The organism is Leifsonia sp. A12D58 (genome assembly GCF_047530025.1).
Classification (GTDB): Bacteria; Actinomycetota; Actinomycetes; order Actinomycetales; family Microbacteriaceae; genus Cryobacterium.
This window is the reverse complement of the sequence record NZ_JBLJAT010000001.1, coordinates 948449-970903: the sequence shown is the minus strand read 5'-3', so window position 1 is coordinate 970903 and position 22455 is coordinate 948449. Positions and strand designations below refer to the sequence as shown.

At 61.9% G+C, this 22455-nt stretch carries 24 protein-coding genes; 14 read left to right on the top strand and 10 right to left on the bottom strand.

What is annotated here, in order from left to right:
* Positions 1-2 precede the first annotated feature (2 nt).
* Entirely contained in the window at positions 3-407 is a 405-nt protein-coding gene (locus ACMT3I_RS04750) for a VOC family protein (protein ID WP_414803282.1), read from the bottom strand.
* On the opposite strand from ACMT3I_RS04750, the gene ACMT3I_RS04745 reads away from it, so the two are divergent.
* Positions 397-558 (top strand): hypothetical protein, encoded by a 162-nt coding sequence (locus ACMT3I_RS04745; protein ID WP_414803281.1) that lies wholly within the window; start codon positions 397-399, stop codon positions 556-558. The two genes, ACMT3I_RS04750 and ACMT3I_RS04745, sit on opposite strands and share 11 nt — an antisense overlap.
* A 12-nt stretch (positions 559-570) precedes the next feature.
* On the opposite strand, the gene ACMT3I_RS04740 is transcribed toward ACMT3I_RS04745, so the two are convergent.
* Positions 571-1233: a thermonuclease family protein gene (locus ACMT3I_RS04740; protein ID WP_414803280.1), complete on the bottom strand. Its 663-nt coding sequence runs from the start codon at positions 1231-1233 to the stop codon at positions 571-573.
* Between the two features lie 54 nt (positions 1234-1287).
* Here ACMT3I_RS04740 and ACMT3I_RS04735 point away from each other — a divergent pair, with 54 nt between their 5' ends.
* Positions 1288-1773, top strand: a complete 486-nt coding sequence (locus ACMT3I_RS04735; RefSeq protein ID WP_414803279.1) for a GNAT family N-acetyltransferase — start codon at positions 1288-1290, stop codon at positions 1771-1773.
* Between the two features lie 122 nt (positions 1774-1895).
* Here the strand turns inward: ACMT3I_RS04735 and acnA are convergent, their stop codons facing one another.
* The 4 genes from acnA to dut form a co-directional block, all read right to left on the bottom strand.
* Entirely contained in the window at positions 1896-4742 is a 2847-nt protein-coding gene (acnA, locus tag ACMT3I_RS04730; RefSeq protein WP_414803278.1) for an aconitate hydratase AcnA, read from the bottom strand.
* Between the two features lie 268 nt (positions 4743-5010).
* Positions 5011-5793: a DUF3159 domain-containing protein gene (locus ACMT3I_RS04725; RefSeq protein ID WP_414803277.1), complete on the bottom strand. Its 783-nt coding sequence runs from the start codon at positions 5791-5793 to the stop codon at positions 5011-5013.
* A 35-nt stretch (positions 5794-5828) separates the two neighbouring features.
* Positions 5829-6452, bottom strand: coding sequence for a DUF3710 domain-containing protein (locus tag ACMT3I_RS04720; RefSeq protein WP_414803276.1), 624 nt, complete (start codon positions 6450-6452; stop codon positions 5829-5831).
* Positions 6449-6952 (bottom strand): dUTP diphosphatase, encoded by a 504-nt coding sequence (gene dut, locus ACMT3I_RS04715; RefSeq protein WP_414803275.1) that lies wholly within the window; start codon positions 6950-6952, stop codon positions 6449-6451. Before dut ends, ACMT3I_RS04720 begins: the two co-directional genes overlap by 4 nt.
* Before the next feature lie 38 nt (positions 6953-6990).
* Between dut and ACMT3I_RS04710 the strand changes: the two genes are divergently transcribed.
* Positions 6991-7440, top strand: coding sequence for a DUF3093 domain-containing protein (locus ACMT3I_RS04710; RefSeq protein WP_414803274.1), 450 nt, complete (start codon positions 6991-6993; stop codon positions 7438-7440).
* Positions 7441-7452: 12 nt separating this feature from the next.
* On the opposite strand, the gene ACMT3I_RS04705 is transcribed toward ACMT3I_RS04710, so the two are convergent.
* The gene (locus ACMT3I_RS04705) at positions 7453-7746 is read right to left on the bottom strand and encodes a DUF4193 domain-containing protein (protein ID WP_414803273.1); all 294 of its coding nucleotides are present in this window, start codon (positions 7744-7746) and stop codon (positions 7453-7455) included.
* Positions 7747-7942: 196 nt separating this feature from the next.
* Here ACMT3I_RS04705 and sepH point away from each other — a divergent pair, with 196 nt between their 5' ends.
* From sepH to ACMT3I_RS04685, 4 genes are read left to right on the top strand one after another with little or no spacing between them, the layout of a single operon-like run.
* Positions 7943-9112: a septation protein SepH gene (gene sepH / locus ACMT3I_RS04700; protein WP_414803272.1), complete on the top strand. Its 1170-nt coding sequence runs from the start codon at positions 7943-7945 to the stop codon at positions 9110-9112.
* Positions 9113-9133: 21 nt separating this feature from the next.
* A complete protein-coding gene (locus ACMT3I_RS04695; protein WP_414803271.1) occupies positions 9134-10279 on the top strand; it encodes a winged helix DNA-binding domain-containing protein in 1146 nt (381 codons plus the stop codon).
* The gene (locus ACMT3I_RS04690; RefSeq protein WP_414803270.1) at positions 10276-11313 is read left to right on the top strand and encodes an FUSC family protein; all 1038 of its coding nucleotides are present in this window, start codon (positions 10276-10278) and stop codon (positions 11311-11313) included. Before ACMT3I_RS04695 ends, ACMT3I_RS04690 begins: the two co-directional genes overlap by 4 nt.
* A 20-nt stretch (positions 11314-11333) precedes the next feature.
* Positions 11334-11990: a TMEM175 family protein gene (locus ACMT3I_RS04685; protein WP_414803269.1), complete on the top strand. Its 657-nt coding sequence runs from the start codon at positions 11334-11336 to the stop codon at positions 11988-11990.
* Between the two features lie 36 nt (positions 11991-12026).
* Here ACMT3I_RS04685 and ACMT3I_RS04680 read toward each other — a convergent pair whose 3' ends face one another.
* Complete coding sequence (locus ACMT3I_RS04680; RefSeq protein WP_414803268.1) at positions 12027-12590, bottom strand: YceI family protein; 564 nt, start codon at positions 12588-12590, stop codon at positions 12027-12029.
* 198 nt (positions 12591-12788) lie between these two features.
* On the opposite strand from ACMT3I_RS04680, the gene ACMT3I_RS04675 reads away from it, so the two are divergent.
* The 3 genes from ACMT3I_RS04675 to ACMT3I_RS04665 all read left to right on the top strand — a co-directional run bounded on the left by ACMT3I_RS04675 (position 12789) and on the right by ACMT3I_RS04665 (position 15437).
* Positions 12789-13589: an oxygenase MpaB family protein gene (locus ACMT3I_RS04675; protein ID WP_414803267.1), complete on the top strand. Its 801-nt coding sequence runs from the start codon at positions 12789-12791 to the stop codon at positions 13587-13589.
* A 475-nt stretch (positions 13590-14064) separates the two neighbouring features.
* The gene (locus ACMT3I_RS04670) at positions 14065-14628 is read left to right on the top strand and encodes an RNA polymerase sigma factor (RefSeq protein ID WP_414803266.1); all 564 of its coding nucleotides are present in this window, start codon (positions 14065-14067) and stop codon (positions 14626-14628) included.
* On the top strand, positions 14625-15437 hold the full coding sequence (locus ACMT3I_RS04665) for a hypothetical protein (protein WP_414803265.1): 813 nt from the start codon (positions 14625-14627) through the stop codon (positions 15435-15437). The genes ACMT3I_RS04670 and ACMT3I_RS04665 overlap by 4 nt, the downstream gene beginning before the upstream one ends.
* A 666-nt stretch (positions 15438-16103) precedes the next feature.
* Here ACMT3I_RS04665 and ACMT3I_RS04660 read toward each other — a convergent pair.
* The gene (locus ACMT3I_RS04660; protein WP_414803264.1) at positions 16104-16607 is read right to left on the bottom strand and encodes a GNAT family N-acetyltransferase; all 504 of its coding nucleotides are present in this window, start codon (positions 16605-16607) and stop codon (positions 16104-16106) included.
* A 497-nt stretch (positions 16608-17104) separates the two neighbouring features.
* Here ACMT3I_RS04660 and ACMT3I_RS04655 point away from each other — a divergent pair, with 497 nt between their 5' ends.
* Positions 17105-17638, top strand: a complete 534-nt coding sequence (locus ACMT3I_RS04655) for a hypothetical protein (RefSeq protein WP_414803263.1) — start codon at positions 17105-17107, stop codon at positions 17636-17638.
* Positions 17635-18183, top strand: a complete 549-nt coding sequence (locus ACMT3I_RS04650; protein WP_414803262.1) for an RNA polymerase sigma factor — start codon at positions 17635-17637, stop codon at positions 18181-18183. Before ACMT3I_RS04655 ends, ACMT3I_RS04650 begins: the two co-directional genes overlap by 4 nt.
* Before the next feature lie 468 nt (positions 18184-18651).
* On the opposite strand, the gene ACMT3I_RS04645 is transcribed toward ACMT3I_RS04650, so the two are convergent.
* Positions 18652-19572 carry an aminoglycoside phosphotransferase family protein gene (locus ACMT3I_RS04645; protein WP_414803261.1) on the bottom strand — a complete coding sequence of 307 codons (921 nt, stop codon included), beginning with the start codon at positions 19570-19572 and terminating at the stop codon, positions 18652-18654.
* A 704-nt stretch (positions 19573-20276) separates the two neighbouring features.
* On the opposite strand from ACMT3I_RS04645, the gene ACMT3I_RS04640 reads away from it, so the two are divergent.
* On the top strand, positions 20277-20849 hold the full coding sequence (locus tag ACMT3I_RS04640; protein WP_414803260.1) for a uridine kinase family protein: 573 nt from the start codon (positions 20277-20279) through the stop codon (positions 20847-20849).
* 333 nt (positions 20850-21182) lie between these two features.
* Complete coding sequence (locus ACMT3I_RS04635; RefSeq protein ID WP_414803259.1) at positions 21183-21578, top strand: hypothetical protein; 396 nt, start codon at positions 21183-21185, stop codon at positions 21576-21578.
* Positions 21579-22455 lie beyond the last annotated feature (877 nt).

The window sequence follows — 22455 nt, the reverse complement described above, 5'->3', positions numbered from 1 at the left end:
CGTCAGGTCGAGAGTCGTTGCACGAGGCGAATGAGGTAACCGTCGGGGTCTTGAGCCAGGTACTCGAGCTGTGTCCACGGCCCTTCGGCTGTGTCGTACGTGCTCTCTGTCACTTCTCTGAAAGGTGAGACACCCATTCCGGTGAGACGGTTGCTTGCAGCGAGCACATCGGGAATCTCGATCTGCAAATTGAACCCTGCCCCTCTTGGCCCGTCGAGGGAACCGGTGGTCCACGCCTCCTCATGGTCTTCCTCGAGCATCAGCTGAGCGCCCCGGAGGTCCAGGTAGGCGAAGGCCGGGTCTGAGCGAGTGTAGGCCACAGCGAAGCCAACTCCGTGGACATAGAAGTCGAGGCTGGCGGCGAGGTCGCGAACTGACAGTTCCGGGACAAGCAGGTTGCGTTCCATCCATTCAGTATTCACGAGTCAGGCGACCACGAGCGACAGCCCGTCGCCTGCGGATACGCCGCTGGCTCCCCTGCTGTTCGGCGTCGGAGGTCTGCTCATTACCGGTATCGCCGTCGGAGCGATGGTCGTGGCACGCAAGCGTTCCGTCTAGCCACTCGGGGCGCTAGCAAGCTCCCCATAGCCCGACGAATGCGGCCTGAGCAGCTTCCTCGGCGGCGCGGAAGACATCCTGGTACGCGATGTTCGGCGAAATCGAGAGCGTGCCTGCAGCACCTTGTGCCAGGAGTTCATAGTTCACGAAGCTGCCGTCCGCTGTCCACAGGTAGAAGAGGCTGCGGCCGTACTTGTCGGTGGGCTCGAGGTCTGCGGCCGCGAACACCTGGCTGCCCTCCGGCAACAGTGCTCGCAGGGTCTCGGTCGCCTCCGCACCGAAGCACTCGGCGTTGTCTCCGATCTCGGGGGTATCAAGGCCGATCAGGCGAACCTTGAGCCTGTCCCCTGACGATCCGTCAGCGGGCACAAGAAACAAGGTGTCGCCGTCGTGCACATAGTCGACGACCATCGGCGCTGCACTATCAGGACGTGCAGGCACTGAGAGGGCGACTGGCTCCGCCGCTTCCGCAGCGGTTGCCGGCGAATCGTCGGCCACGCTGGCCGGCCCGTCTGACGACGTGCTGACATCCGCTGCCGACGACAGAAAGCCTTTGACGGTCGATGGCGAGTTCGCGACAATCGGGCCGATCAGCGGCATAAACGCGACGAGCGCAGCGACGCCGACTGCGATGACGATGAACCTGCCCAACCAGCCGAATTTTCTCCTACGCACCCTCAGAGCGTATGGCACGCGATGCGCTGGGTCTGCGCACCTAGAATTCTTCACGTGCTGATTCGCCTATACGAGCCGACTGATGCTCGTGCAACGCTCGAGATCTTCACTCGCGCTGTCCACGAAACCGCCGCCGGTAATTACACCGCAGCGCAGCTCGCCGCATGGGCCCCCAGCGACCGGGACGCTGGCGCCTGGGCACAGAAGCGGATGCAGGCAGAAACTCTCGTCGCTGTCGACGACGGCTCTTCCCGGGTGATCGGCTTCACCGACCTCGATGCGACCGGCTACATCGACATGATGTTCGTGCACCCCGACTGGGCCAGGCGCGGGGTGGCGACGGCCCTCCTGGACGAGGTGGTCGACCGGTCGCTGGCGCGCGGCATCCAGACGCTCACGACGCACGCCAGCCTGACAGCGCGCCCGTTCTTCGCCGCGCACGGGTTCGTCGTCACCGAGCAGCGCGAGCCTGTCCTGCGCGGCGTTGCGCTGACCAACTTCGCGATGCTGCGCGTTCTGCGCCCCACTACCGCGCCCTGAGTGGCACGCCGCTACCGCTAGAGCGGGCGCGAGCCGCCACACGGGGCGCGGGCATGCAGAAGGGGCCGGATTCAATCGAATCCGGCCCCTTCTGTGTGAGACGAAGCGTCTAGACGATACGACTACGCGACGAGTGAGCGCAGCACGTACTGCAGGATGCCACCGTTGCGGTAGTAGTCAGCCTCACCCGGGGTGTCGATGCGAACCACGGCGTCGAACTCGACGACGGCCTTGCCGGCCGGCGAGTTCTCAGTCGGGGTTGCAACAACGCGAACCGTCTTCGGCGTCGTGCCGTTGTTCAGCTCTTCGAGGCCCGTGATCGAAACGGACTCAGTGCCGTCGAGGCCGAGCGATGCCCAGGTCTCTCCGGCCGGGAACTGCAGCGGAACGACACCCATACCGATCAGGTTCGAGCGGTGGATGCGCTCGAAGCTCTCGGTGATGACTGCCTTGACGCCGAGGAGGCTGGTGCCCTTGGCCGCCCAGTCGCGTGACGAGCCGGAGCCGTACTCCTTGCCACCGAAGATGACCAGCGGGGTGCCGGCAGCCTGGTAGTTCTGCGATGCGTCGTAGATGAACGACTGCGGGCCCTCTGGCTGCGTGAAGTCGCGGGTGTAGCCGCCCTCAACGCCATCCAGCAGCAGGTTCTTCAGACGGATGTTGGCGAAGGTTCCACGGATCATGATCTCGTGGTTTCCGCGGCGCGACCCGTACGAGTTGTAGTCGGCACGAGCAACGCCGTGCTCGTCGAGGTACTTACCTGCAGGGCTATCCGCCTTGATCGAACCGGCCGGGCTGATGTGGTCGGTGGTGACCGAGTCGCCAAGCTTGGCCAGAACGCGGGCACCCTGGATGTCGGACACCGGGGTGGTCTCCATGGTCATTCCCTCGAAGTACGGGGGGCGACGCACATAGGTCGACTCCGGGTTCCACTCGAAGGTGGCGCCGGTCGGCGTCTCGAGCGACTTCCAGCGCTCGTCACCCTCGAAGACACCGGCGTACTGGGTCTCGAACATGCCCGAGTCGATGGACTCGTCGATGGTCTTCTGCACCTCGGCGGCGTCTGGCCAGATATCTGCCAGGAACACGTCGTTGCCGTCGTGGTCCTTACCGAGGGCATCCGTCTCGAAGTCGAAGTTCATCGACCCTGCGAGTGCGTATGCAATGACCAGCGGCGGGCTGGCCAGGTAGTTCATCTTCACGTCGGGGTTGATGCGACCCTCGAAGTTGCGGTTTCCGGAGAGAACGGCGGTGACGGCGAGGTCGTTCTTGTTGATCGCAGCCGAGATCTCGTCTTCAAGCGGGCCGGAGTTACCGATGCACGTGGTGCAGCCGTAACCGACGAGGTAGAAACCGAGGTCTTCGAGGTAGCCGTTGAGGCCGGCCTTCGCGTAGTAGTCGGTGACAACCTTCGAGCCAGGTGCGAGCGTGGTCTTAACCCATGGCTTGCTCTTCAGGCCCTTCAACGATGCGTTGCGGGCCAGCAGACCGGCCGCAAGCATGACTGACGGGTTCGAGGTGTTCGTGCACGAGGTGATTGCCGCGATTGCAACTGCACCGTTGTCGATGGTGAACTCGCGGCCATCGGCCAACGCAACCTCTGTGGGCTGCGTGTGCTTCGCGGGGCTGTGGCTGTGGTGACGCGACTCGTGCGAGTGGTGCGACAGATCGTGGGCGCTGTCTTCGTCCTGCGCGGTGAAACCGAGCGGGTCTGAAGCGGGGAAGGTGCCCTCGAGCGCCGCATCGACACCCGAGATCGGGGTGGCGTAGTTGTCGAGGTCGATCTCGAACTGGCTCTTGGCTTTGGACAGCTCGATGCGGTCCTGGGGGCGCTTCGGGCCGGCGATCGAGGGAACAACCGTGCTGAGGTCGAGCTCGAGGTACTCGCTGAAGACGGGCTCAGCGGATGCGTCGTGCCAGAGGCCCTGCAGCTTCGAGTACGCCTCAACGAGCGCAACCTGCTCGTCGCTGCGGCCGGTGAGGCGCAGGTAGTCGAGGGTGACGTCATCGATCGGGAACATGGCAGCCGTCGAGCCGAACTCGGGGCTCATGTTGCCGATGGTGGCACGGTTGGCCAGCGGCACCTGGGCGACGCCTGCTCCGTAGAACTCGACGAACTTGCCGACGACGCCGTGGCGACGCAGCATCTGGGTGATCGTGAGAACGACATCCGTCGCGGTCACACCGGTGGGGATCGCGCCGTTGAGCTTGAAGCCGACAACCTTGGGGATAAGCATCGAAACGGGCTGGCCGAGCATGGCAGCCTCTGCTTCAATTCCGCCGACGCCCCAGCCGAGCACACCGAGGCCGTTGACCATCGTGGTGTGCGAGTCGGTGCCGACGCAGGTGTCAGGGTAGGCCTGGAGAGCCCCGTTGACCGTGCGGGTCATGGTGACGCGGGCCAGGTGCTCGATGTTGACCTGGTGGACAATTCCGGTTCCCGGCGGTACGACCTTGAAGTCGTCGAATGCGGTCTGGCCCCAGCGGAGGAACTGGTACCGCTCACCGTTGCGCTCGTACTCGATCTCGACGTTGCGCTCGAAAGCGTTCTCGGTGCCGAAGAGGTCTGCGATGACCGAGTGGTCGATGACCATCTCTGCTGGCGCGAGCGGGTTGATCTTCTTGGGGTCGCCGCCGAGCGCTTCGACAGCCTCACGCATTGTGGCGAGGTCGACGATGCAGGGAACACCGGTGAAGTCCTGCATGATCACGCGTGCCGGCGTGAACTGGATCTCGGTGTCTGGTTCAGCGGTGGGAACCCATTCGCCCAGGGCACGGATGTGCGCCTCGGTGATGTTGGCGCCGTCTTCGGTGCGGAGAAGGTTCTCGAGCAGCACCTTCAGGCTGAATGGCAGCTTCTCGTAACCGGCTACGGCGTCGAGGCGAAAGACTTCATAGTCTGTCTGCCCGACGCGCAGGGTGTCCTTTGCTCCAAAACTGTTTACCGTCGTATTGATTGGCTCAGACACGATGCCCTCTCCTTCGTGGAAGCCGACGGAAAGCCGCAGGCCGTTATCAATCTTTGTGGCCACAACCCGATGGAGCTAGCAAGGTAAGCCTTACTCGCATCCCATACGGTGAGCCGATTCTGTGCGCCAAACTATCTCGACGTCGAGATAACTCTAGCATTGGTCTCGGTGCTATTCCCGGCCATGGACCCGGCCGCGGCGTTTCGCGAAACGATAGAAGAACTCTATTCCGGATACGAGCAGCTGACCGCTGAGAATCGTTCTGGCGCTACGACTGAGGGGGCGTGTCGCCAGCCGGCGCATCAGTGGGGACGGCGGCAGGACGGTAAATCGCCCGAACGACGAGCCAGGACACCAGCAGGAGCGGTGCGTACAGAGGAATACCCATCAGCAGCTTGGTCAACGCGAGTCCGCTGACGTTGTCTGCGAGGTAGAGCGGCAGCTGAACGATCAGGCGCGCGGCGAACATGCCGAACCAGCACAGCGTCAACAGCTGCATCGCCCTGAATTTGGCCTTGTTGGTGCGCCAGGCCAGACCGTCACCCATCAGGTAACCGACGGCCAACCCGATGAGCGGCCACCGCACGAAGAGCGAAACAAGCAGCGCGAGTGCGTATCCGGCGTTGGTGAGCAGACCAAGAACGAAGTTGTCGCTGCCCCTGCCGCTGATCAGTGCGAGCACAGCGGATGCCGCGACTCCGATGAGTCCGGCGACCGCCTGTGTGACCGGCGTGCGGCCGATGATCCGAATGACGGTGAACACCACGGCAACGGCGACAGACGCGGCAAGCGAAAGCGGCACGTTGAAGGTGAACGTGTAGATGACAAGGAAAACGAGCCCAGGCAGGATCGTCTCGGCTAGCCCTCGGATGCCACCCATCGCCTTCAGCAGCGCAGCGCCGGTGGGCGCCTGCCCCTCAGCCACCTGACCCAGACCACTGCGCTTGGCTGCAGCCGCCAGGCCCTGGCCCAGTGCGCCGGGCACCGACTGGTCGGCGCCCGGCTCTGTTGAGGATGATTCGTCGTCGTTACGCGAATTGGCGTTGGTCATGGCTTGAGTCATCCGGTTGTGAGGCGTGCGTGGGATCAGGCGTCTGTCGGCTCGCCGCTTGGCGTGGCCGGCATCCGAAGCGGAATCAAGTCGCGGGGCGGCATAGGTGCGTTGCCACGAACGACGACGATGCTCCTGAAGAGGTCTTCGATCTGCTGCGCGGCTTCGACGTTTACTGCACCTTCACCGGCAATGACGCCACGCAGGAACCAGCGAGGACCATCGACGCCAATGAATCGAGCAATGCGGGTGGTTCCACCAGCGCCCTGACCCGCTGCTACGGGAATCTCTGCGACGAGTTCTGGTCCGAAGCTGCCTTCGCGCTCGGTCGTCGTGCCGCCCTGCTTGGCGATCTGGTCTGCGATCTGGTCGCGGATTTCGTGCCACAGTCCACTTGATCGCGGCGCTGCGAACGGCTGGACCTGCAGCGTGGAGCCGGCGTAGTCGAGGCCGATGGCTACAACGCGCTTGCTTCCTTCTTCGATCTCGAGGCGGAGGTGCAGGCCCTCCCTGGGCAGGATCTTGATTCCGCCCAGGTCGACGTATGGGCGAACAGGGTTCGCCTCAGACTCGTCGAGAGGACCTTCGGTCTCACGGTCTTCCGGGGCCGACTTTTCCAGCGGTTCAGGAAACTCGTCGGGGTTCTGGGTGTCGCTCACAGGGTTCCTCCTGTTGTGTCGGCGACCGATGCATCCGCCTGAGCGGTGGTCGGTGCTGCCTGATGTTCGGAAAAACCTGTCGATCCGAATCCGCCTTCGCCACGCTGACTGCCCGGCAGGCGATCAACGGGAACAAAGTTGGCCCGGATGACGGGCATGATGATGAGTTGGGCAATGCGATCGCCCACTGAAATCTCGTACGGGCTCGTCAGGTCGGTGTTCAGCAGCGTGACCTTGATCTCGCCGCGGTAGCCGGCATCGACTGTGCCAGGGGAATTCACGATGGTGATGCCGTGCTTCGCGGCCAGGCCGCTCCGAGGCACGACGAACGCAGCGCATCCGTCCGGGAGTGCGATCGACACTCCGGTGCCCACGAGGGCTCGCTCACCTGGGCCGAGAACAAGGGCCTCGGTTGAGTGAAGGTCTGCTCCTGCATCGCCTGGGTGGGCGTAACTGGGAACAACGGACGCGGTTATCAGTACTTCGACGCTTTCTGCCACGTGTCGAGGGTAGTGCAGAAGTCTGATCGAATAGAGCCATGCCTGCATATCGTGAAAAACTCTGGCCCACCCCCTGGATATTCATCTTCACCGCGCTCGTCATCCCCGCCAGCATGCTGGTCTTTGCGCCGATCTCGGCACTCGCCGGGATCATCACTGCCGTGATTCTCTACGGCGGCTGCGTGGTCATCCTGACGCTCACCTCACCGGTTATCACCGTCGCTGACGGCGTGCTGACCGCGGGAAATGCCCGGATCCGGACCGAAATGCTCGGAGAGCCCGAGGTGTACGAGGGCGCTGAGGCCACTGCCCAGCGCGGAACACAGCTTGATGCCAGGGCCTGGCTCCTCATCCGTGGATGGGTGCAGCCAGTGGTGCGTCTTCCGATCCTCGACCCGAACGACCCTGCGCCGTACTGGCTGATTTCGACAAGGCAGCCAAAAAAATTGGCCGCCGCGATCAATGGATCGCGACGGCCAACAGTGTAGGAGCGTGGACGCTTAGGCGTCGCACTCCAGACATACCGGACCGAGTTTGGTCTCGTGTGACATCTGCGAGCGGTGCTTCACCAGGAAGCACTGTACGCAGGTAAATTCGTCGGCCTGCGGGGGCAGGACGACGACATCGAGGTCGAGATCTGACAGGTCAGCACCAGGAAGGTCGAACCCACCTGGATTGTCAGCGTCGTCGACATCCACTACTCCGGACATCTTGTCAGGCACACGCTCCTTGAGAGCCTCAATCGACTCAGAGTCGTCTTCGGTCTTCCGCGGTGCGTCGTAATCGGTTGCCATGCCCATCCATTCAGTTACGCCGATCAAACGAAATCGGCGGCCATAGTTTGCATCAATCCGAGAGGAATAGCAAACCACTGTCCTGTTTATCTGGCCAGCTATTTTCTCAACTTCCGGCACGCCCGCTGTATTCCCGCAGAAACGGCCCTATGCGTGACAGTCTTTACCCAACAGTGATCGCGAGAGGGCTTTCGCCATGCAGGAATTGAAAGTTATCGGAGTCGAGAACGGGGCGCTGCTTGCAGCGTCAGAAGATGGCGATCGTTTCCGTATCGCCATTGACGAAGTTCTCCAGTCCCGGCTTCGCCAAACCCAAACGGAATCGTCGTCAGGCCCCAAGCTGTCGCCGCGTGAAATCCAGGCACACATCCGTTCAGGAATGTCCGCCGAGGATGTCGCAGCGGTCACAGGAGCCTCGCTCGACTACGTACGACGGTTCGAGGGGCCGGTTGTCGCCGAGCGCGAATACGTCGTCACATCGGCGCTCAGCGTGCCGGTGCACACCGCCATAGATCCAGACCCGCTCGATGACAATGCCAACTTCGGCAGCGTCATCCGCGAACGACTCGCTGCGCTCGGCGCCACGAACGAACGCTGGGCGAGCTGGAAAGAGCCGGCAGGAGGGTGGATCGTCAAGCTGTCATTCACAGCTGATGACATCGACCACGATGCCCGCTGGGGCTTTGAGCCCAAAAAGAACTCGCTCACCCCTATCGGTAGCGAAGCAATTGCGCTCTCCCAGCAGGGCGACCTGAAGGGTGCGCTCATCCCCCGGCTGCGTGCTGTCGGCGCTGAAACGAGTGCAGCTGATATTTCCCGTTTCGACAGTGGCGCATTCACGTTCAGGGAGTCACTCGCTGACGAAATCCTGAACGACACAGCTCCCCTGCTTGAACCGCTGCCATACAGCCGTCCGGCAGGAACCACCGACGCCGTGTCACGGGCCGCGATCAAGCGCGCAGACGAGCCGACCCAGTCGCTCAGCGAGACAGCAGATCTGCTTGAGGCACTTCGCCGTCGACGCGGAGAACGCGAAGCCGCTTCATTCGGCGAAGACGAGACCAGTGCAACACCGGACGAACTACCGGCTTCCCCGCAGGGAATCCGACTCGTCGAGTCGCCGTCTTCCGCTTTCGAAGCGCTGGTGAGACTTGATGCACATGATGACGCATCGGCAGAACCAGAGGCTCCTGAGCCAGCGCCAGCGCCCGCGCCGGCCCCAGCTCCCACTCAGAACGTGTGGGCCACCCAGGCCGCTCAGGCACAGGCGCGAACCAACGCAACACCGACGAAGCGTGGCCGAACCTCGATGCCCAGCTGGGATGAAATCGTGTTCGGCGCCCGCACCGACGACGACCTGGCCTAATCCCGGACAACCACCGAATTCATGGTGATCGCAGCCTCACGAAGAGACATCGTGGGGCTGCGCTTGTCTGCGCAGCTACTCGCAGCCGATTCTCAGGCTACGTCGAGCGTTGTCGACGTAGCCGAACGGATGCTCGCCGTGCAGGCGCAGGATTTCATCGGCGGAAAATGGGCGCTCGGCGTCCGGGCTCCTGGCAGCGCTGAGTCCGACGTAACCGCGGCGCTGGATGCCGGCACTCTCGTCAGGTCCTGGCCCATGCGCGGCACCCTCCATTTTGTGCCCGCCCGCGAGTTGAACTGGATGCTTGAGCTCACCACCGCTCGCCTGATCGCCGGCACCACCACCCGGCGCAAGCAACTGGAACTCGACGCCGACACCGTTGCCCAGGCGCGTGCGGTGGCTCTGGAGGTCTTGGGCGGCGGCGGCGAACTCACCCGCGCACAGTTCATGGCGGCACTTGAATCCCACGGCATCGCGACGACAGGACAGCGCGGCTATCACCTCGTCTGGCACCTCGCCCAGACGGGCGTACTGTGCTGGGGGCGCGAGGTGAACGGTCAGCAGATGCTGGTTCTACTCAGTGAATGGGTGCCTGCTCCCCGGCTTCTTGAGCGCGACGAGGCACTCGGAGAGTTCGTGCTCCGCTACCTCGCCGGGCATGGCCCTGCAACCATCACCGACTTCGCTTGGTGGACGAAGCTCACGCTCACCGATGCCAAACGTGGTTTTTCCGTTGCCGCAGCTGCGCTGAGCGAGCTGTCGGTCGATGGTGAGCGCTATTTCTGCGTGGCATCGGGCGAAGCCCCCGGGGCCAATGACGCCCTGCCCCGCCATCGCCAGCGCAGCCCAGTGATGACCCTCGGCCCATTTGACGAGTATCTGCTCGGCTATCAGGACCGCTCGCTCATCATCTCTGCCGATGACTATCAGAAAGTCGTACCAGGCAAGAACGGAATGTTTCTGCCACTCATCGTCGTGGGCGGTCGGATCGTAGGAACGTGGCGAAAACCACCTGGCAAAAAGTCGACTCTCGCTGTGACCGCGCAGCCGTTTACCCCGCTCAGTGGGAGCGCTACCGCGGGATTCGCACGATCGGTTGCGGCATACGGCCGCTTCTTCGGCCGCACTGTGGATGTCCTCACGGGGAGCGATAACCTGAAGTCGTGAAAGTGACCGCAACAATTCGGACTGAGGATCGCGTACCGCTCCTGCAAGCCGTCAAGACGTCGGTCGCCATGATCCTCGCGTGGCTTGTCGCCCAACTGCTCCTGCCAGGCGAGCTTCCTGTCTTCGCGGCCATCGCTGCACTTCTTGTCGTCCAACCCAGCATTAACCAGTCGCTCAGCAAGGCGATCGAACGCAGCATTGGCGTTATCCTCGGTGTTCTGATCGCATACGGCGTCGGATTCTTCTTCGGGAGCTCAACCTGGATCGTGCTGCTCGCGATCGTTTTGTGCGTCATGTTGTCCTGGCTGTTCAGGCTGTCCCCTGGCTCGTCGAACCAGATTCCGATCAGCGCCATGCTGGTGCTCTCCATCGGCGCATCGACCCCCAACTACGCACTAGAACGGATCATCGAGACGATCATCGGCGCGGTGATCGCGCTGCTGGTCAATGTGATCATCGTGCCGCCTGTGGCACTCGCGCCGGCAAAGGATGCCGTTGCCCGCCTGGTCAGCGAGGTCGCGAACACGCTCGACAACGTGGCGGCCGCCCTGATCAAGCCACGAACGTCGGCCGAACTTCAGGAGATGATGATTGAGGCCAGATTGCTGCGTCCGATGCAAACGGCAGCAGACAAGGCTATAGGCCAGGCAGACGAAAGCCTCACGCTGAATCCCAGGCAGGGCAAGCTCAGGGAAGAGCTCCAGGCCGAGATCGACCTCAACGAGAAGCTCTCGACGCTCGTCACGCGGGCCATCGGCATGACCCGCGCGGTGAGAGACCACTACGACGATTCATTGCACCTGGAGCCGACTGTTCGTGCGCTCTCGCTCGAGCTCAAACGCGCCGCCCACGACCTCCGCCTGCTCGGCAGACACACTGAGGATCCGGAAAACGTCCCCGTTCCCGAGGCTGAATCCCAGCCGGCATTGACAGCGCCACTACGTATCCACACTCCGCATCCCCAGCACTGGATCCTGATCGGATCGCTGATGGAAGATCTGCGCCGTGTTCGCGAGGAGATCACAGGAGAGTAGGGCGGGAGTAGGCTCCCGCCATGACGAACCCCGTGGCATCGACATCCGCTCCCCGCACTCTGTCGACCAGGCGCCTCGAAGCCTTCACAGACGGCGTCTTCGCAATCGCAGCCACCCTGCTGGTCTTGAACCTCAGCGTCGATGCCATCGGCAATGTCAATTCAAACGCCGAACTATGGCATGCCCTGCTGAAGCAAGGCCCGGCGATCCTGAGCTTTGTCATCAGCTTCTTGTTGCTCGGACTCCTCTGGAGCCTGCACGTTCGCCAATTCGAATACATCGTCGCTGTTGACAGCATCATGATCTGGCTGAACATTATCCGGTTGCTCGGCGTCGTATTTGTGCCTTTTGCGACGAGTCTGAACAGTGAATACTCCGATTACCTCATCGGCCAGATGGTACTGCCGGTGACATTCCTCTTCGTGATCCTGTTCGGAACCTGTCAGTGGTTCTACGCGACGAAGCCGGCCAGACAGCTGTTGCAACCGCACACCGGCCCGGTATTCGTCTCCGCGAACAGGATTGGCGGGATCATTGCGGTTATTACCGGCATCGTTGTCGTCGCACTCTCGGGCTTCGTGGGGTCGTACGCCTTCCTGCTGTTCGCTCTCGGTCCGCTGGTCACGCGCCTGGCCGGTCGGGCCCGAACGCACAAAGCGGGGCCCCACGACTCGTGAGGCCCCGCTTGTGCAGCTGGAATGCTTGAGCGTTGATTACGCCTGGTTCAGAACAGCCTGCAGCTCGATGGTGATGGTCACCTTTTCGCCGAGGAGCACGCCACCGGTCTCCAGTGCCGCGTTGTAGGTCAGACCGAAGTCTTCACGGTTGACGTCGGCCTTAGCCGTCGCGCCGGCCTTGTAGTTGCCGTACGGGTCCTGGCCGAAGCCACCGAACTCGAAATCGAACGTGACGGGCTTGGTGACACCCTTGATGGTCAGGTTGCCGTCGACGAGGAAGTCGCCCTTGACCTCACGCACGCCGGTCGAGACGAAGTCGATCGTCGGGTAGGTCTCTGCGTCGAAGAAGTCGCCGGTGCGAAGGTGGCCGTCGCGGTTCGCCTCGTTGGTGTTGATTGAAGCGACCGCTGCCGAAGCGGTGACGGACGACTCAAGCGGGTTCTCAGCAGTGACGAATGTGGCGTTGAACGTCTCGAACTTGCCCTTGACCTTGCTGATCATGATGTGACGGATGCTGAAGCCGACCTCGCTGTGCGTGGGGTCGATGGTCCAGGTGCCTGCCCTGTAGCCGGGGATGGTGGTAGCCAGTGTGTCGCTCATGCGTGCTCCTTGTGTGAACTGATGGAAGTCATCGGACAGTTTCCCTGCCCATAGATGTATGCAAGCGCATGAACCTGCGAGTTATTCCGAATGAGTGGACATTTTTTGGAAATGGTAAATGAACACTTTGAGTCAACTGACGGAAGCGTCAGCACTGGTGCCGCTATGCTCGACCTCCTACCCAGGGAGACGTGGCACATGCTTGACCTCGCCGGCGAATCGGTACTGATCGCTGCTGGCGGGCGCGCAATCCTGCTTCAGCTCGCCGACCCGGCAGTGGGCCGCGGGGTGGCCGAACACAGCGACTTCGTGACCAGGCCGCTCGACAGACTTCACGCAACCCTCACGTATGTGTACACCGTCGCATTCGGCACACCGGACGAAATTGCCGAGGTGGTCAGGCGTGTTAATCGCGCCCACGTTCCGGTACATGGGGCCGCCGAAGGCGAGCAGGCTCATCGCCCGTCGTACAACGCATTCAACCCAGAGCTGCAGCTCTGGGTTGCTGGCACCTTGTACGACTCCGCCGCAACCATGTACGGCCTCGTCTTCGGCAATCTCGAGCCGGCTGTGGCCGACGAACTCTACGACGGCTACGAGAAGCTCGCGACATCGCTGCAGGTTCCGAGCGGATACTGGCCGCGGACTCGTGCCGACTTCGCACGCTACTGGGATTCACGACTCGTCACTCTCGTGCCTTCGCCAGCCGCCGTCGCAGCCGCACATGCGCTGCTTCATCCCCGGAGCGGACCACTGTGGTTGCGCGCCATGATGCCCCTGGGCCGGCTGATCACTACAGGACTGCTCCCGGCAGAGCTCAGGGAGCCGTTTGAGCTGCAGTGGTCAGCAAGGCGGCAGAAGCGTTTTGACCGCGTGATGGGCCTCACCCGCCTGATCTACCCGAAACTCCCCCGGTCGCTTCGACAATGGCCGAAGAACCACTACCTGCGCGTGCTCCGGAGTCGCATCGAAACGCCCGGCGGGCGAGCGGACGTGTGAAGGAAGCCACGCGGACAGAGATCTGTGAAAGGGTGCGGCTTCCCAGGCTGCTCGCGCAAAGGCTGTGAGTTCACACGCGAGCTAGTTGTTGTGTCGTACCCTCGCGTGGCCGATCAGCTTCTTCGCACCGCTCCCGCGGTGTCTCATAACTAACGATGACTACTTTAATTTAGCTCAGAGGTTATGCGACGTAGTTATGAGACTCGCCGAGCCACGAAATTCCGGCAATATTGCAAAACTGCAGGTCAGGAGCATGAGATGTCTTATATCCCTAGGGTTACGAGACTGATGTGACAATCGGATTGGACCCACGCTGTTGTGTGGCTATTCTGAGCCGAGTTCAATGAGGCTATGCATTCTCAGTTTCTTTTTGCACTTGAGCCCGAGCACGGGATGGAACGTCTCGGCAGGCCAAGCTCGTGATTTTCCAGACCCGAGTTTGTAACATCGCCCTAACTCGGGACATGTACTAGGTATGAGCCCACCTGGAACCGTCCCGACTCGACAGCAACGATTCTCCGTTCTATATGACAGTGCCCATGCTGATGTGCTTCGCTTCATCCGGCGTCGAGCGGACTTCGACGTAGCCGAGGATCTCACTCACGAGGCGTTTTTGATCGCTTGGCGGCGCTTCGATGATGTCCCACTCACAAAGGATGCCGCGCGCGCTTGGCTATTCGGTGTGGCTCGGAACTGTCTGCTCAATGACCACCGCTCGAGAGAGCGGTACGCGCAGCTCGGCGTACGGATCGCCAACTCGACACGCTCAACAAGCAATCTAAATCCAGATGCTGTAACCCTTCAGCTGGACCTCATCACCGCCTGGCACTTGCTCTCGAATAGCCAGCAGGAGGTGTTGTCCCTAGCGCTGTGGGAGGAGCTGCCCGCGGTGGCCGCGGGCAAAGCACTTGGAATCAGCGCGTCGGCGTATCGCATTCGTCTCCATCGCGCCCGCAACGCACTACGCCGCAGCATGGACGGCACCGCCCCAACGCCCTCTTTACAACCCGCACATTCGACGACGGAGATGCCCGCATGAACGATCACGATCTGACACGCACCCTGAAGGCCCTTGATATCGCGCCCAAGGTGGAGGGCGATGACGCAACCAAACGTCGAACCGACGCCCGCAAGGAACAAATTCTTTTGACGCCGATCCTCGAGCAAGCGCCGACGCAGTCCTCGACCTCACGTCGGCGTTGGCCGTTGGCTGTGGCGGGGCTTGCCGCCGCAGCTGTAACTGGGCTTGTGCTCACCGGCGCACTCACACCGGCCCCTGCCTATGCGTCGTGGACGGTAGTCCCGACCTCCGTCACCACGAACGAACGAACCATTGCGGGCGCCGCCTGCATAGAAGCCGCAGGCACGCCCGGGGCCGAAGTTGTCCTCGCTGAACGACGAGGCGATTGGATCGGGATCGCCGCAGTTACGGATGATTTCAAGACAGCCACTTGCCTCCTGTATTTGCCGGTCGGTGCGACCCAACCCGAGCACGTTATGGCTGGCTCAACCGGGGGCGAAGGCGCAACCCCAATCGGCGGAGAGTTCACCGAAGGGTCTATCACTGAGTTCTCTGAAAGGGGGCTGTTCGGACTGGGAGCATCGCCCGCGGCGGCTTTCAATATCGGAGATGTCGGTAGCGACGTTACCGCCGTGAGCATCACAACGGCTGATGGCGACCTGGTCCACGCCACCGTCGACGACGGTCGGTTCATCGCTTGGTGGCCCGGACACGCTTTTGGGGAGGCCACCGAAGGCAACGGCGGCCCCGCACCCGACCTCAAATACAGCCTCACTCTAACGGACGGGACCGTCATGACCGACGCCCAGCCCGTCCTTCCGGAGTAGCTCGAGACCGTGGGCATGGAATCACCCTCGGCGTCATCGGCCATCCGCCCCGACGCAGTCGATCTACCCCCCCCCTGCTCCGTAAACAACGACGGCGCGGCCCAGCAACGATCGCCTGTCGGCCCAATAGATCGCTGACATGAAGTGCTGCACCTTTCGGGATGAGGCGCCTCGTATCCTCGGGTCATGAGACCGTCTCGCCCATCCGAGAGAGTACGGATGGACCCACGAACGAAGGACAAGCAGGAGCTCCTTTCATTCGATCAAGAGAGCCTGGTGCGGGTGTCCCGCCGAGAACTCTATAGCGACGACAGTTGCCACCTGACCCCTTCGGGCTGCTTCCTGTAGGAGGCAGTGTCGAGTCGGAGCGGGTTTGGAATCTCTTATTTCAAACCACTTGCAAGGATTCGTCCGTTCATTGGACGACTTTCTGCCCGCTGATACGGGTCGCCGTCAGCTCCGACGTCGGGGCCGATGCCAATACCTGAGGTGTCTCATAACCTCAGTGTGTCGAAACCCATCGGATACGAGACATCTACTCCCGCTCTGACGCAGCACGGATCAAGGCTAATGCGACAAATAACTGTGACAGAACGCCGAAAACCACATCCGTGGGTGTAGAGGCAGTCGGTTCAGCGACCTTCAACCTGTCCGGCTAGGAATCGGCTATCGGACTCGAAAATGAACCCAGGCATCGGCCGGAAGGGCCGGGCGGCCAGGTACCTCGCGATGCTCCAGCGTCCAGTGACCGTCTGCCTCAGCAGCCACGGTCGACCAAAACCGAGACGCCACCGTGTTGCTGTCCTGGAACGCGACTGACCATGTTCCGGGTTGCAGGCTTGTAATGTGTCTCACCGCGGCTCTGCCAACTCCGGAGCGGCGCGCGCCATGCACGATGAAGAAGCTGCTCATGATCCGTTCGTCGGTATCGAGCCCGCGCACCACTGCCAGCCCAACGGGTGACGAACCTAGCCAAAACAGGTACACGGCCCAGCCCGGCTCGGTTAATCCTGCGTCCAGGCGTTCTTGACGGAAACGCCCGTTGTTGTCAGGAAGCGCTCCCGTGAACGTGGACATATCGTGTCGGAACATCGTCCAGAGCTGTTCGAGCAGAGGGCGGTGCTCTTCGCCAGCAGCGAGAACGCAAAATGATTTCGGTGAAGTGGTCATACAGAAAAACCTCCACCCGGCCGGGTGAAGGTTTTGATATCAGCAGTCTATCGCTCTTCGCGAGTCCATCGCTGGACAGGCAGTCCGAGCCGTCCCCAGCGGATTCGAGAACAGCGCAGAATTCGCGGGGAGGGTCCGCTTGTGCGACTCCGCGAACTGGGTGCCGACCGTCCAATAGCGAGCCGATCGATGCTGGAGTATCTCATAACCCAACTGTCGCGAAACCCATTGGATACGAGACAGCTCACACACGCACGGACCGCATTGGGCTGCTGCGAAGGTTCTGAGGCTTCTCGCAAGGGAACACTCAACTGGGCGGCATGGGCCGTTGTCGATCAAAGCAGGGTGCGCCATGTTCGGCGAATGGCGCAAGAGCCGATCCAACGCCCGCTGAACGGACGATATCGTCTGCTGTGCAATTGCTTGCGACAATGGACGCTTCGAGGTCGAGCGGACATGTAGAGGTAAGTGCCCACGTTCGTCCCCAGGAGGACTACATGATCAATGATCTCGACAGGTGGCTGGCCGCCTCACCGCCTCAGGTCACAGTGCGCAGCCCGGACCTGACCCACGCCATGGATGAGCTTGTCACAGAGCGGGCTCCCCGAAAGCGCCGGAGTCCGAGACTGGTAACCGCATGCCTTGTAGCGGTCGCACTGCTCGGCGGCGGGCTCTCCCTCGCGGCAGCCGCGCCATCACTGCTCGCCTGGTTCGGGCATACGGACAATGAGACCTCGTATTCGAACGGTCAGGACTGGTGCAAGGAAGGATTCCGCGTCGTCGACACGTCGAACCCGAAATCGGAAACTGCATCGTTGATCGCGGCGCGCGAGTACCTAATGGGTCTCGACATCGAATCGGTGGACGTCAGGGCATATCTCGAGCTCACTCAGGGAGCGCCCAATCCCGAGTCCCTGGCGCGCGCGCTGGCGATTCAAGACGCCATGATCCAGCAGATGGAGAACGTGCAACTCCCCAGTGCGGGTCTCACGATTGAGAGCGCCGGCGAGTGCGGCGGGGCGGAGCGATGAGCCACGACCGCGCATCGACCGAGACCACGCTCACTCGTTCACTGCGCCTCCACTCGTCGGATTTGCTCGCCTATTTCGAGCGGCGTCTCGACACGCGCGCGGACGCAGCCGATTTGCTCAGCGAAGTCATGATCGTGGCGTGGAAGCGAGCAGACCGAATCCCCGCCGTGGAAACGGAAGCCCGGATGTGGCTGTTCGGTATCGCGTCCCGAGTCTTGTCCTCGGCGTGGCGAACCAATCGGCGCCGAACCGCCGCTGTCGAACGGCTGCGATTGGAACTCACCCGAGCTGTCCTCGCCCATCCGACAGAGTCTGAGTCCGTCGACATAGCCGAGGACGTTCGGGCGGCCATCAACAGGCTCCCGCCGAGGCTCCAAGAGCTCGTCAGACTCGTGCACTGGGAAGGGTTCAGTCTCACCCAGGCCGCGGTCGTGATGAACGCCTCCGCCTCCACCACACGCTCCCGGTATGCGCGCGCCCGTGAGCTTCTGCGTACGGACTTCGGCGCACCGCCCCACGAGCTGCGGATCGCCGCAGCTAAGTGATGTGCCAGATCCAGAACGATTCACGGCCGCCTAAGCCGTGCTACTTCTTCATGGGTGAGCTGTCTCGTAACCTAAGCGTGTCGTAACCCATCGGATATGCGACAGCGCGGCATTAGACATCTCCCGCATCAAGCCCGGTGCGGAAAAAACGAGCTGCAGAAGCGAGCGGCATGAGGACAAGCGTCTGGCGCGGTCACGGCGGTAGGGAAAGAGTCAGCTCGGCGCGGGAATCTTGTTTGGTGGACCGAACGCCAGCGGGCCGAGTTGGTTCACCGAATTGTCCGCGAGTGAGGGGGGGCGTAGTGCCCGGAAAAGAAGCATGGTTCGGTCCGAATGCTCGATTCGGACCAAATCTAACGGCCAGTTGGCGGCAGCACATCCCCCGCCCGGTTGAGAGCGGCCAATTAAGTGCGCAGGAATATCCCCAATTGAGACGTCTAAGAGAGCGTCGTTAACCGGACGGCCAATTCACTTCGAGCTTTCGTATTCGTTGAAGATTGCTTCAAGGGCGCGGTGAGCAGCGCGTGACTCGTCGTCCTTCTGGTCGAAGGTCCCCGCATAGGTAGAAAGCGTCTTCCATAACGCCCAGCCGCGCCCACGCGCCCACGCCGGCGCGTCGATGTCCAGCTGGTTCCGGAACACATTTCGACCCTCCGAGGTCAGTAGTGTCCAGGCTCCCGCAAGATCGCAGGATGGATCACCCACGCCGCAGGTTCCAAAGTCGATGACGGCCGCCAGCCGGCCATCGACGAGCAACAGGTTGCCTTGAGCAATGTCGCCGTGGAACCACGCTGGCGCACGATCCCAAGGAGCGCTCAGAGCCGCGCCCCAAATGTCCTCCGCGAGCCCGACGTCGATTCGGCCCTTAAGAACACTCAGCGCGTTTCGTGTTGTCGCGTCAAAAGTGCGCAGCGAGCCGCCGCGGAACCAATTATGCGTACCAGGGCGCGGTCCGCCGGTGGGGTCTATCTGTTGCAATGCCCCGAGGAAGTTGGCGAGGTCCTCAGCAAATCGAAGCGGGTCGGCAACGCGATCGGCGGCGGCCGTCTCTCCGTCGAGCCACGCGTAGACGGACCACGAAAACGGATAATCCTCGCTCGGGCGGCCCTTCCCCAGAGGGGTCGAAATGGGCAACGGGAGTTGGCCGGCGATCTGGGGGAGCCAATGCTGCTCCTTCTCCACCGCGAGGGCGTACTCAGCCGCGCTAGGTAGGCGGATCGACATTTCCGGGCCGAGATGGAATGTCCAGTTGTCCCATCCGCCGAGGGCGACCGGCGTGACAGGGAGGGCAGACCACCGGGGAAATTGGGTGGCGATGAGCCGCTGCACTAGTTCGCTGTCGACAGTGATGCGGGAAGGCACGGGTCCAAGATCATGCGCGCCACTCATGCTGCACATTGTAGCCAACGCCTTTGCTCGCGTGTTTCAACGATCCCCTAACGGTCAGTCGAACCCATGGCTAGCAACGCTTCAACTTCCGCGGTCGCGTGACAGGATACGAGACGTAGGAGATCGCCTATTCCCGCGACGAGCGTCGGGTGGAGGCACTCATCTCCCCGAACGCCGCAGAGAAGTCGCCATGACGCATCCGAACGCGCCGCTCGCTCCCGAGGAACCTCGCCGGATGGCCATGCTCGTCATTCATGCAGGCTGACGTTCGCTGCGCTTCCAGTGCTCGGCCGCCGCCGACTCACGATGGATACGCCGATACCGAGAAGACTTGTTGCTGATGGATCGCAGGTCACGCCCCACCACTCCCTACGCCGCACCACTAATGACGAGGCGCACGATCCCCGACGGCGATCTCGGCACCGCCGGTCACCGCGCCAGTTCATGATCCATCGTCGTCGTATGCGGTTCCTCTTGCGGGGAACATCACGATAGCGGGCACTTCACTCCTGTCTCGTAACCGCCGTGTGTCGAAACCCATGAGATACGAGACGTTGGGACCAGTCCCGGCGACGCGACCCGCGACGAACGGAAGGGTGAGACGTCTCGATTCGCTAGGGAGACGAGATGTTCGATTAGGACTTCTTGAACTCTCCTCGGGTCCGATTCGCGGGGACCGAGGAGGCTCCTCCTAGGATGGGCGCGTGAGTACAACGCGAACGATCATCGACACCATTGAAGATCTACGCAGTCAAGATTCCTCGATCACTGTCGGTGTTTCTGGGTTCGGAGGATCGGGAAAGTCCACACTCACCCGTCAATTGACCGCCTCCATCGAAGGAAGCGCCCGTATTCGTGGAGACGATTTCCTCGATCCTGACAGATCCCACCAGCGCTCCTCCGACTGGGACGGCGTGGGAAGGATCCGCCTACGCGAAGAAGTGCTCAATCCTTTTCGACAAGGGCAGCCTGGTGCCTTCCGTCGCTTTGATTGGGGAACACGGCAGTTGAGTGCTCCTGAGGCCATACCGACGGCCCAAGTCCTTATCGTTGACGCGATCGGCCTTTTCCATCCAGATCTGGACGGAGCCTTCGATCTCACAATCTGGGTCGACCTCGACCTCCCCGTCGCAACAGCAAGAGGCAAGGCCCGCGACCACCAACTTGGGCGGTCTCACGATCGACTCTGGGACGAGGTTTGGGTGCCCAACGAGCGAGATTTCTTCGCGCGTTTCAACCCACGGCCAACGGCCGATTGCCTATTCGTCCCCGCCTAAGCGCCGGTAGCTGACCGAGACCGTTCCGTTGGTCGGAAACCTCGGGCCTTAGGAGCTGTGCCGGTCGCCCGTTGCGATCCGATTGATGGGTGAGGTGTCTCGAAACCGAAGTGCTTCAAAACCCATGGGTTGCAAGACATTGAGCCAGTCTCCAGGCCGGGCCGGATGCGGTGTGGGACGTCGAAAACACGACACCTTCGAGTCCAAAAGTGATCGACACCTCACGTGAGCAGCTTCCGCTGATGCCTGCTTGCAATGTCGTAGGTGTCAGCATGGCCAGCTGTCCCTCCCTATGATGACGCATTTACGTTCTGTGGCTGGGAGACTGCCAGTATGGACTCGCTCACGCCGCCTCATCATCCGCCGTCGCGCCCCTGGCAGTCGACCGGCGCACTCGTTCTCGCCGGGATCGTGATTGCCGTCGCATTCGTCTCGTTGCTCCTCCTTGCTGTCTCAGGGTTCATTTTTGATCCCGACGACTACCCGCCTGAGTTCTACCTTGCCTTGGCAACCGAACATAAACGGGACATGCTTTTCACACTCCTGCTTCCTGCTGTCTCGTTGGTGCTGGCTGGCCTCTCCTGGTTCTCATCGGCGCGAGCGGGAGCGCGCGTGTTGGGCGCGATGTGGGCGGGGGGCATATCTGTGTTGTTGGCGTTGGCTATGATCTTTGTCGGCGTGGGCAACATCAACGGTGCGCTGTACTTCGCCGATCTCTTCGGCGGGTAGGAACGCTCCTACGACAGCGACCGCGGTGGGAAGGGAGACGATGATCTCTCTGGGCTCACCCCGAAATCGGGCAGGACGCGTGGAGTAGGGACCAGAAGACAGTCTCGCCCCGGTGGGCCCCGAACGTCAATAAAGATGGCCCACGCAAACGCACGCTGCCCTGCTGCAGGTGTGCGGTTCGCTGTGCTGCGTGGAGCGTCCTCGATAGGCTCGTGGATGTGACCGAAATTGATCCGAGACTCGCCCGCACAACCCGGCGCGTGCCGTCGATCGGCGTCGCCTGGATCGTCATCTTGGTCGTTGCTGGGCTCGCGTCGGCAACTGTCGCGTAACCCAAGTGCCTCGTATCCCATGGGATATGAGAGGACCACGTCGGCTGGGGCTCTTGGTGAGATGGAAGAAGCGCCTCGCGGCGACCCGTCATGCTCGCCAAACGAACCACAATGCCGCGATGGCGCCCGGAAGGGCGGCGGCAACCACCGCGGCCGATCTAAGTAGCCGGTGTGGCCTCAGATATGTCGTGGGCGAGAATAGGCTCCAGGACAACGCACCGATGAAGGTGAGGCACGTTATCGCCGGTAACCAATTTCGGGCGTCCCGGGCAAGAAGTTGCCGTCCAGTCCATGGGTCCGGGGGTTCGATCTGGATAAAACTGAACGCGAGGAATCCGAAGAGCACGAGGACTACCAAGAGGGCTGCGATCGCGGTCTTTGGACCCCATGCGGCGCACATCCGCCGTCGGCTTTCGGAGAACCGTGCGGAGGCCAAGACAGCCAAGACCGCTCCCAGCACGACCGTAAATGCTACGTACGTCCGTGCAGCCTGAGCTACAACGGCGTCATTGTTCCCAAGGATGGCGTTGCCCAACACTGACGCA

Bases quoted from the DNA above. Each gene is read 5' to 3' on its own strand.
- ACMT3I_RS04750 (WP_414803282.1), bottom strand. From the start codon at position 407: ATGGAACGCAACCTGCTTGTCCCGGAACTGTCAGTTCGCGACCTCGCC.
- ACMT3I_RS04725 (WP_414803277.1), bottom strand. From the start codon at position 5,793: ATGACCAACGCCAATTCGCGTAACGACGACGAATCATCCTCAACAGAG.
- ACMT3I_RS04710 (WP_414803274.1), top strand. From the start codon at position 6,991: ATGCCTGCATATCGTGAAAAACTCTGGCCCACCCCCTGGATATTCATC.
- ACMT3I_RS04705 (WP_414803273.1), bottom strand. From the start codon at position 7,746: ATGGCAACCGATTACGACGCACCGCGGAAGACCGAAGACGACTCTGAG.
- sepH (WP_414803272.1), top strand. From the start codon at position 7,943: ATGCAGGAATTGAAAGTTATCGGAGTCGAGAACGGGGCGCTGCTTGCA.
- ACMT3I_RS04695 (WP_414803271.1), top strand. From the start codon at position 9,134: ATGGTGATCGCAGCCTCACGAAGAGACATCGTGGGGCTGCGCTTGTCT.
- ACMT3I_RS04685 (WP_414803269.1), top strand. From the start codon at position 11,334: ATGACGAACCCCGTGGCATCGACATCCGCTCCCCGCACTCTGTCGACC.
- ACMT3I_RS04680 (WP_414803268.1), bottom strand. From the start codon at position 12,590: ATGAGCGACACACTGGCTACCACCATCCCCGGCTACAGGGCAGGCACC.
- ACMT3I_RS04675 (WP_414803267.1), top strand. From the start codon at position 12,789: ATGCTTGACCTCGCCGGCGAATCGGTACTGATCGCTGCTGGCGGGCGC.
- ACMT3I_RS04670 (WP_414803266.1), top strand. From the start codon at position 14,065: ATGAGCCCACCTGGAACCGTCCCGACTCGACAGCAACGATTCTCCGTT.
- ACMT3I_RS04665 (WP_414803265.1), top strand. From the start codon at position 14,625: ATGAACGATCACGATCTGACACGCACCCTGAAGGCCCTTGATATCGCG.
- ACMT3I_RS04660 (WP_414803264.1), bottom strand. From the start codon at position 16,607: ATGACCACTTCACCGAAATCATTTTGCGTTCTCGCTGCTGGCGAAGAG.
- ACMT3I_RS04655 (WP_414803263.1), top strand. From the start codon at position 17,105: ATGATCAATGATCTCGACAGGTGGCTGGCCGCCTCACCGCCTCAGGTC.
- ACMT3I_RS04650 (WP_414803262.1), top strand. From the start codon at position 17,635: ATGAGCCACGACCGCGCATCGACCGAGACCACGCTCACTCGTTCACTG.
- ACMT3I_RS04645 (WP_414803261.1), bottom strand. From the start codon at position 19,572: ATGAGTGGCGCGCATGATCTTGGACCCGTGCCTTCCCGCATCACTGTC.
- ACMT3I_RS04635 (WP_414803259.1), top strand. From the start codon at position 21,183: ATGGACTCGCTCACGCCGCCTCATCATCCGCCGTCGCGCCCCTGGCAG.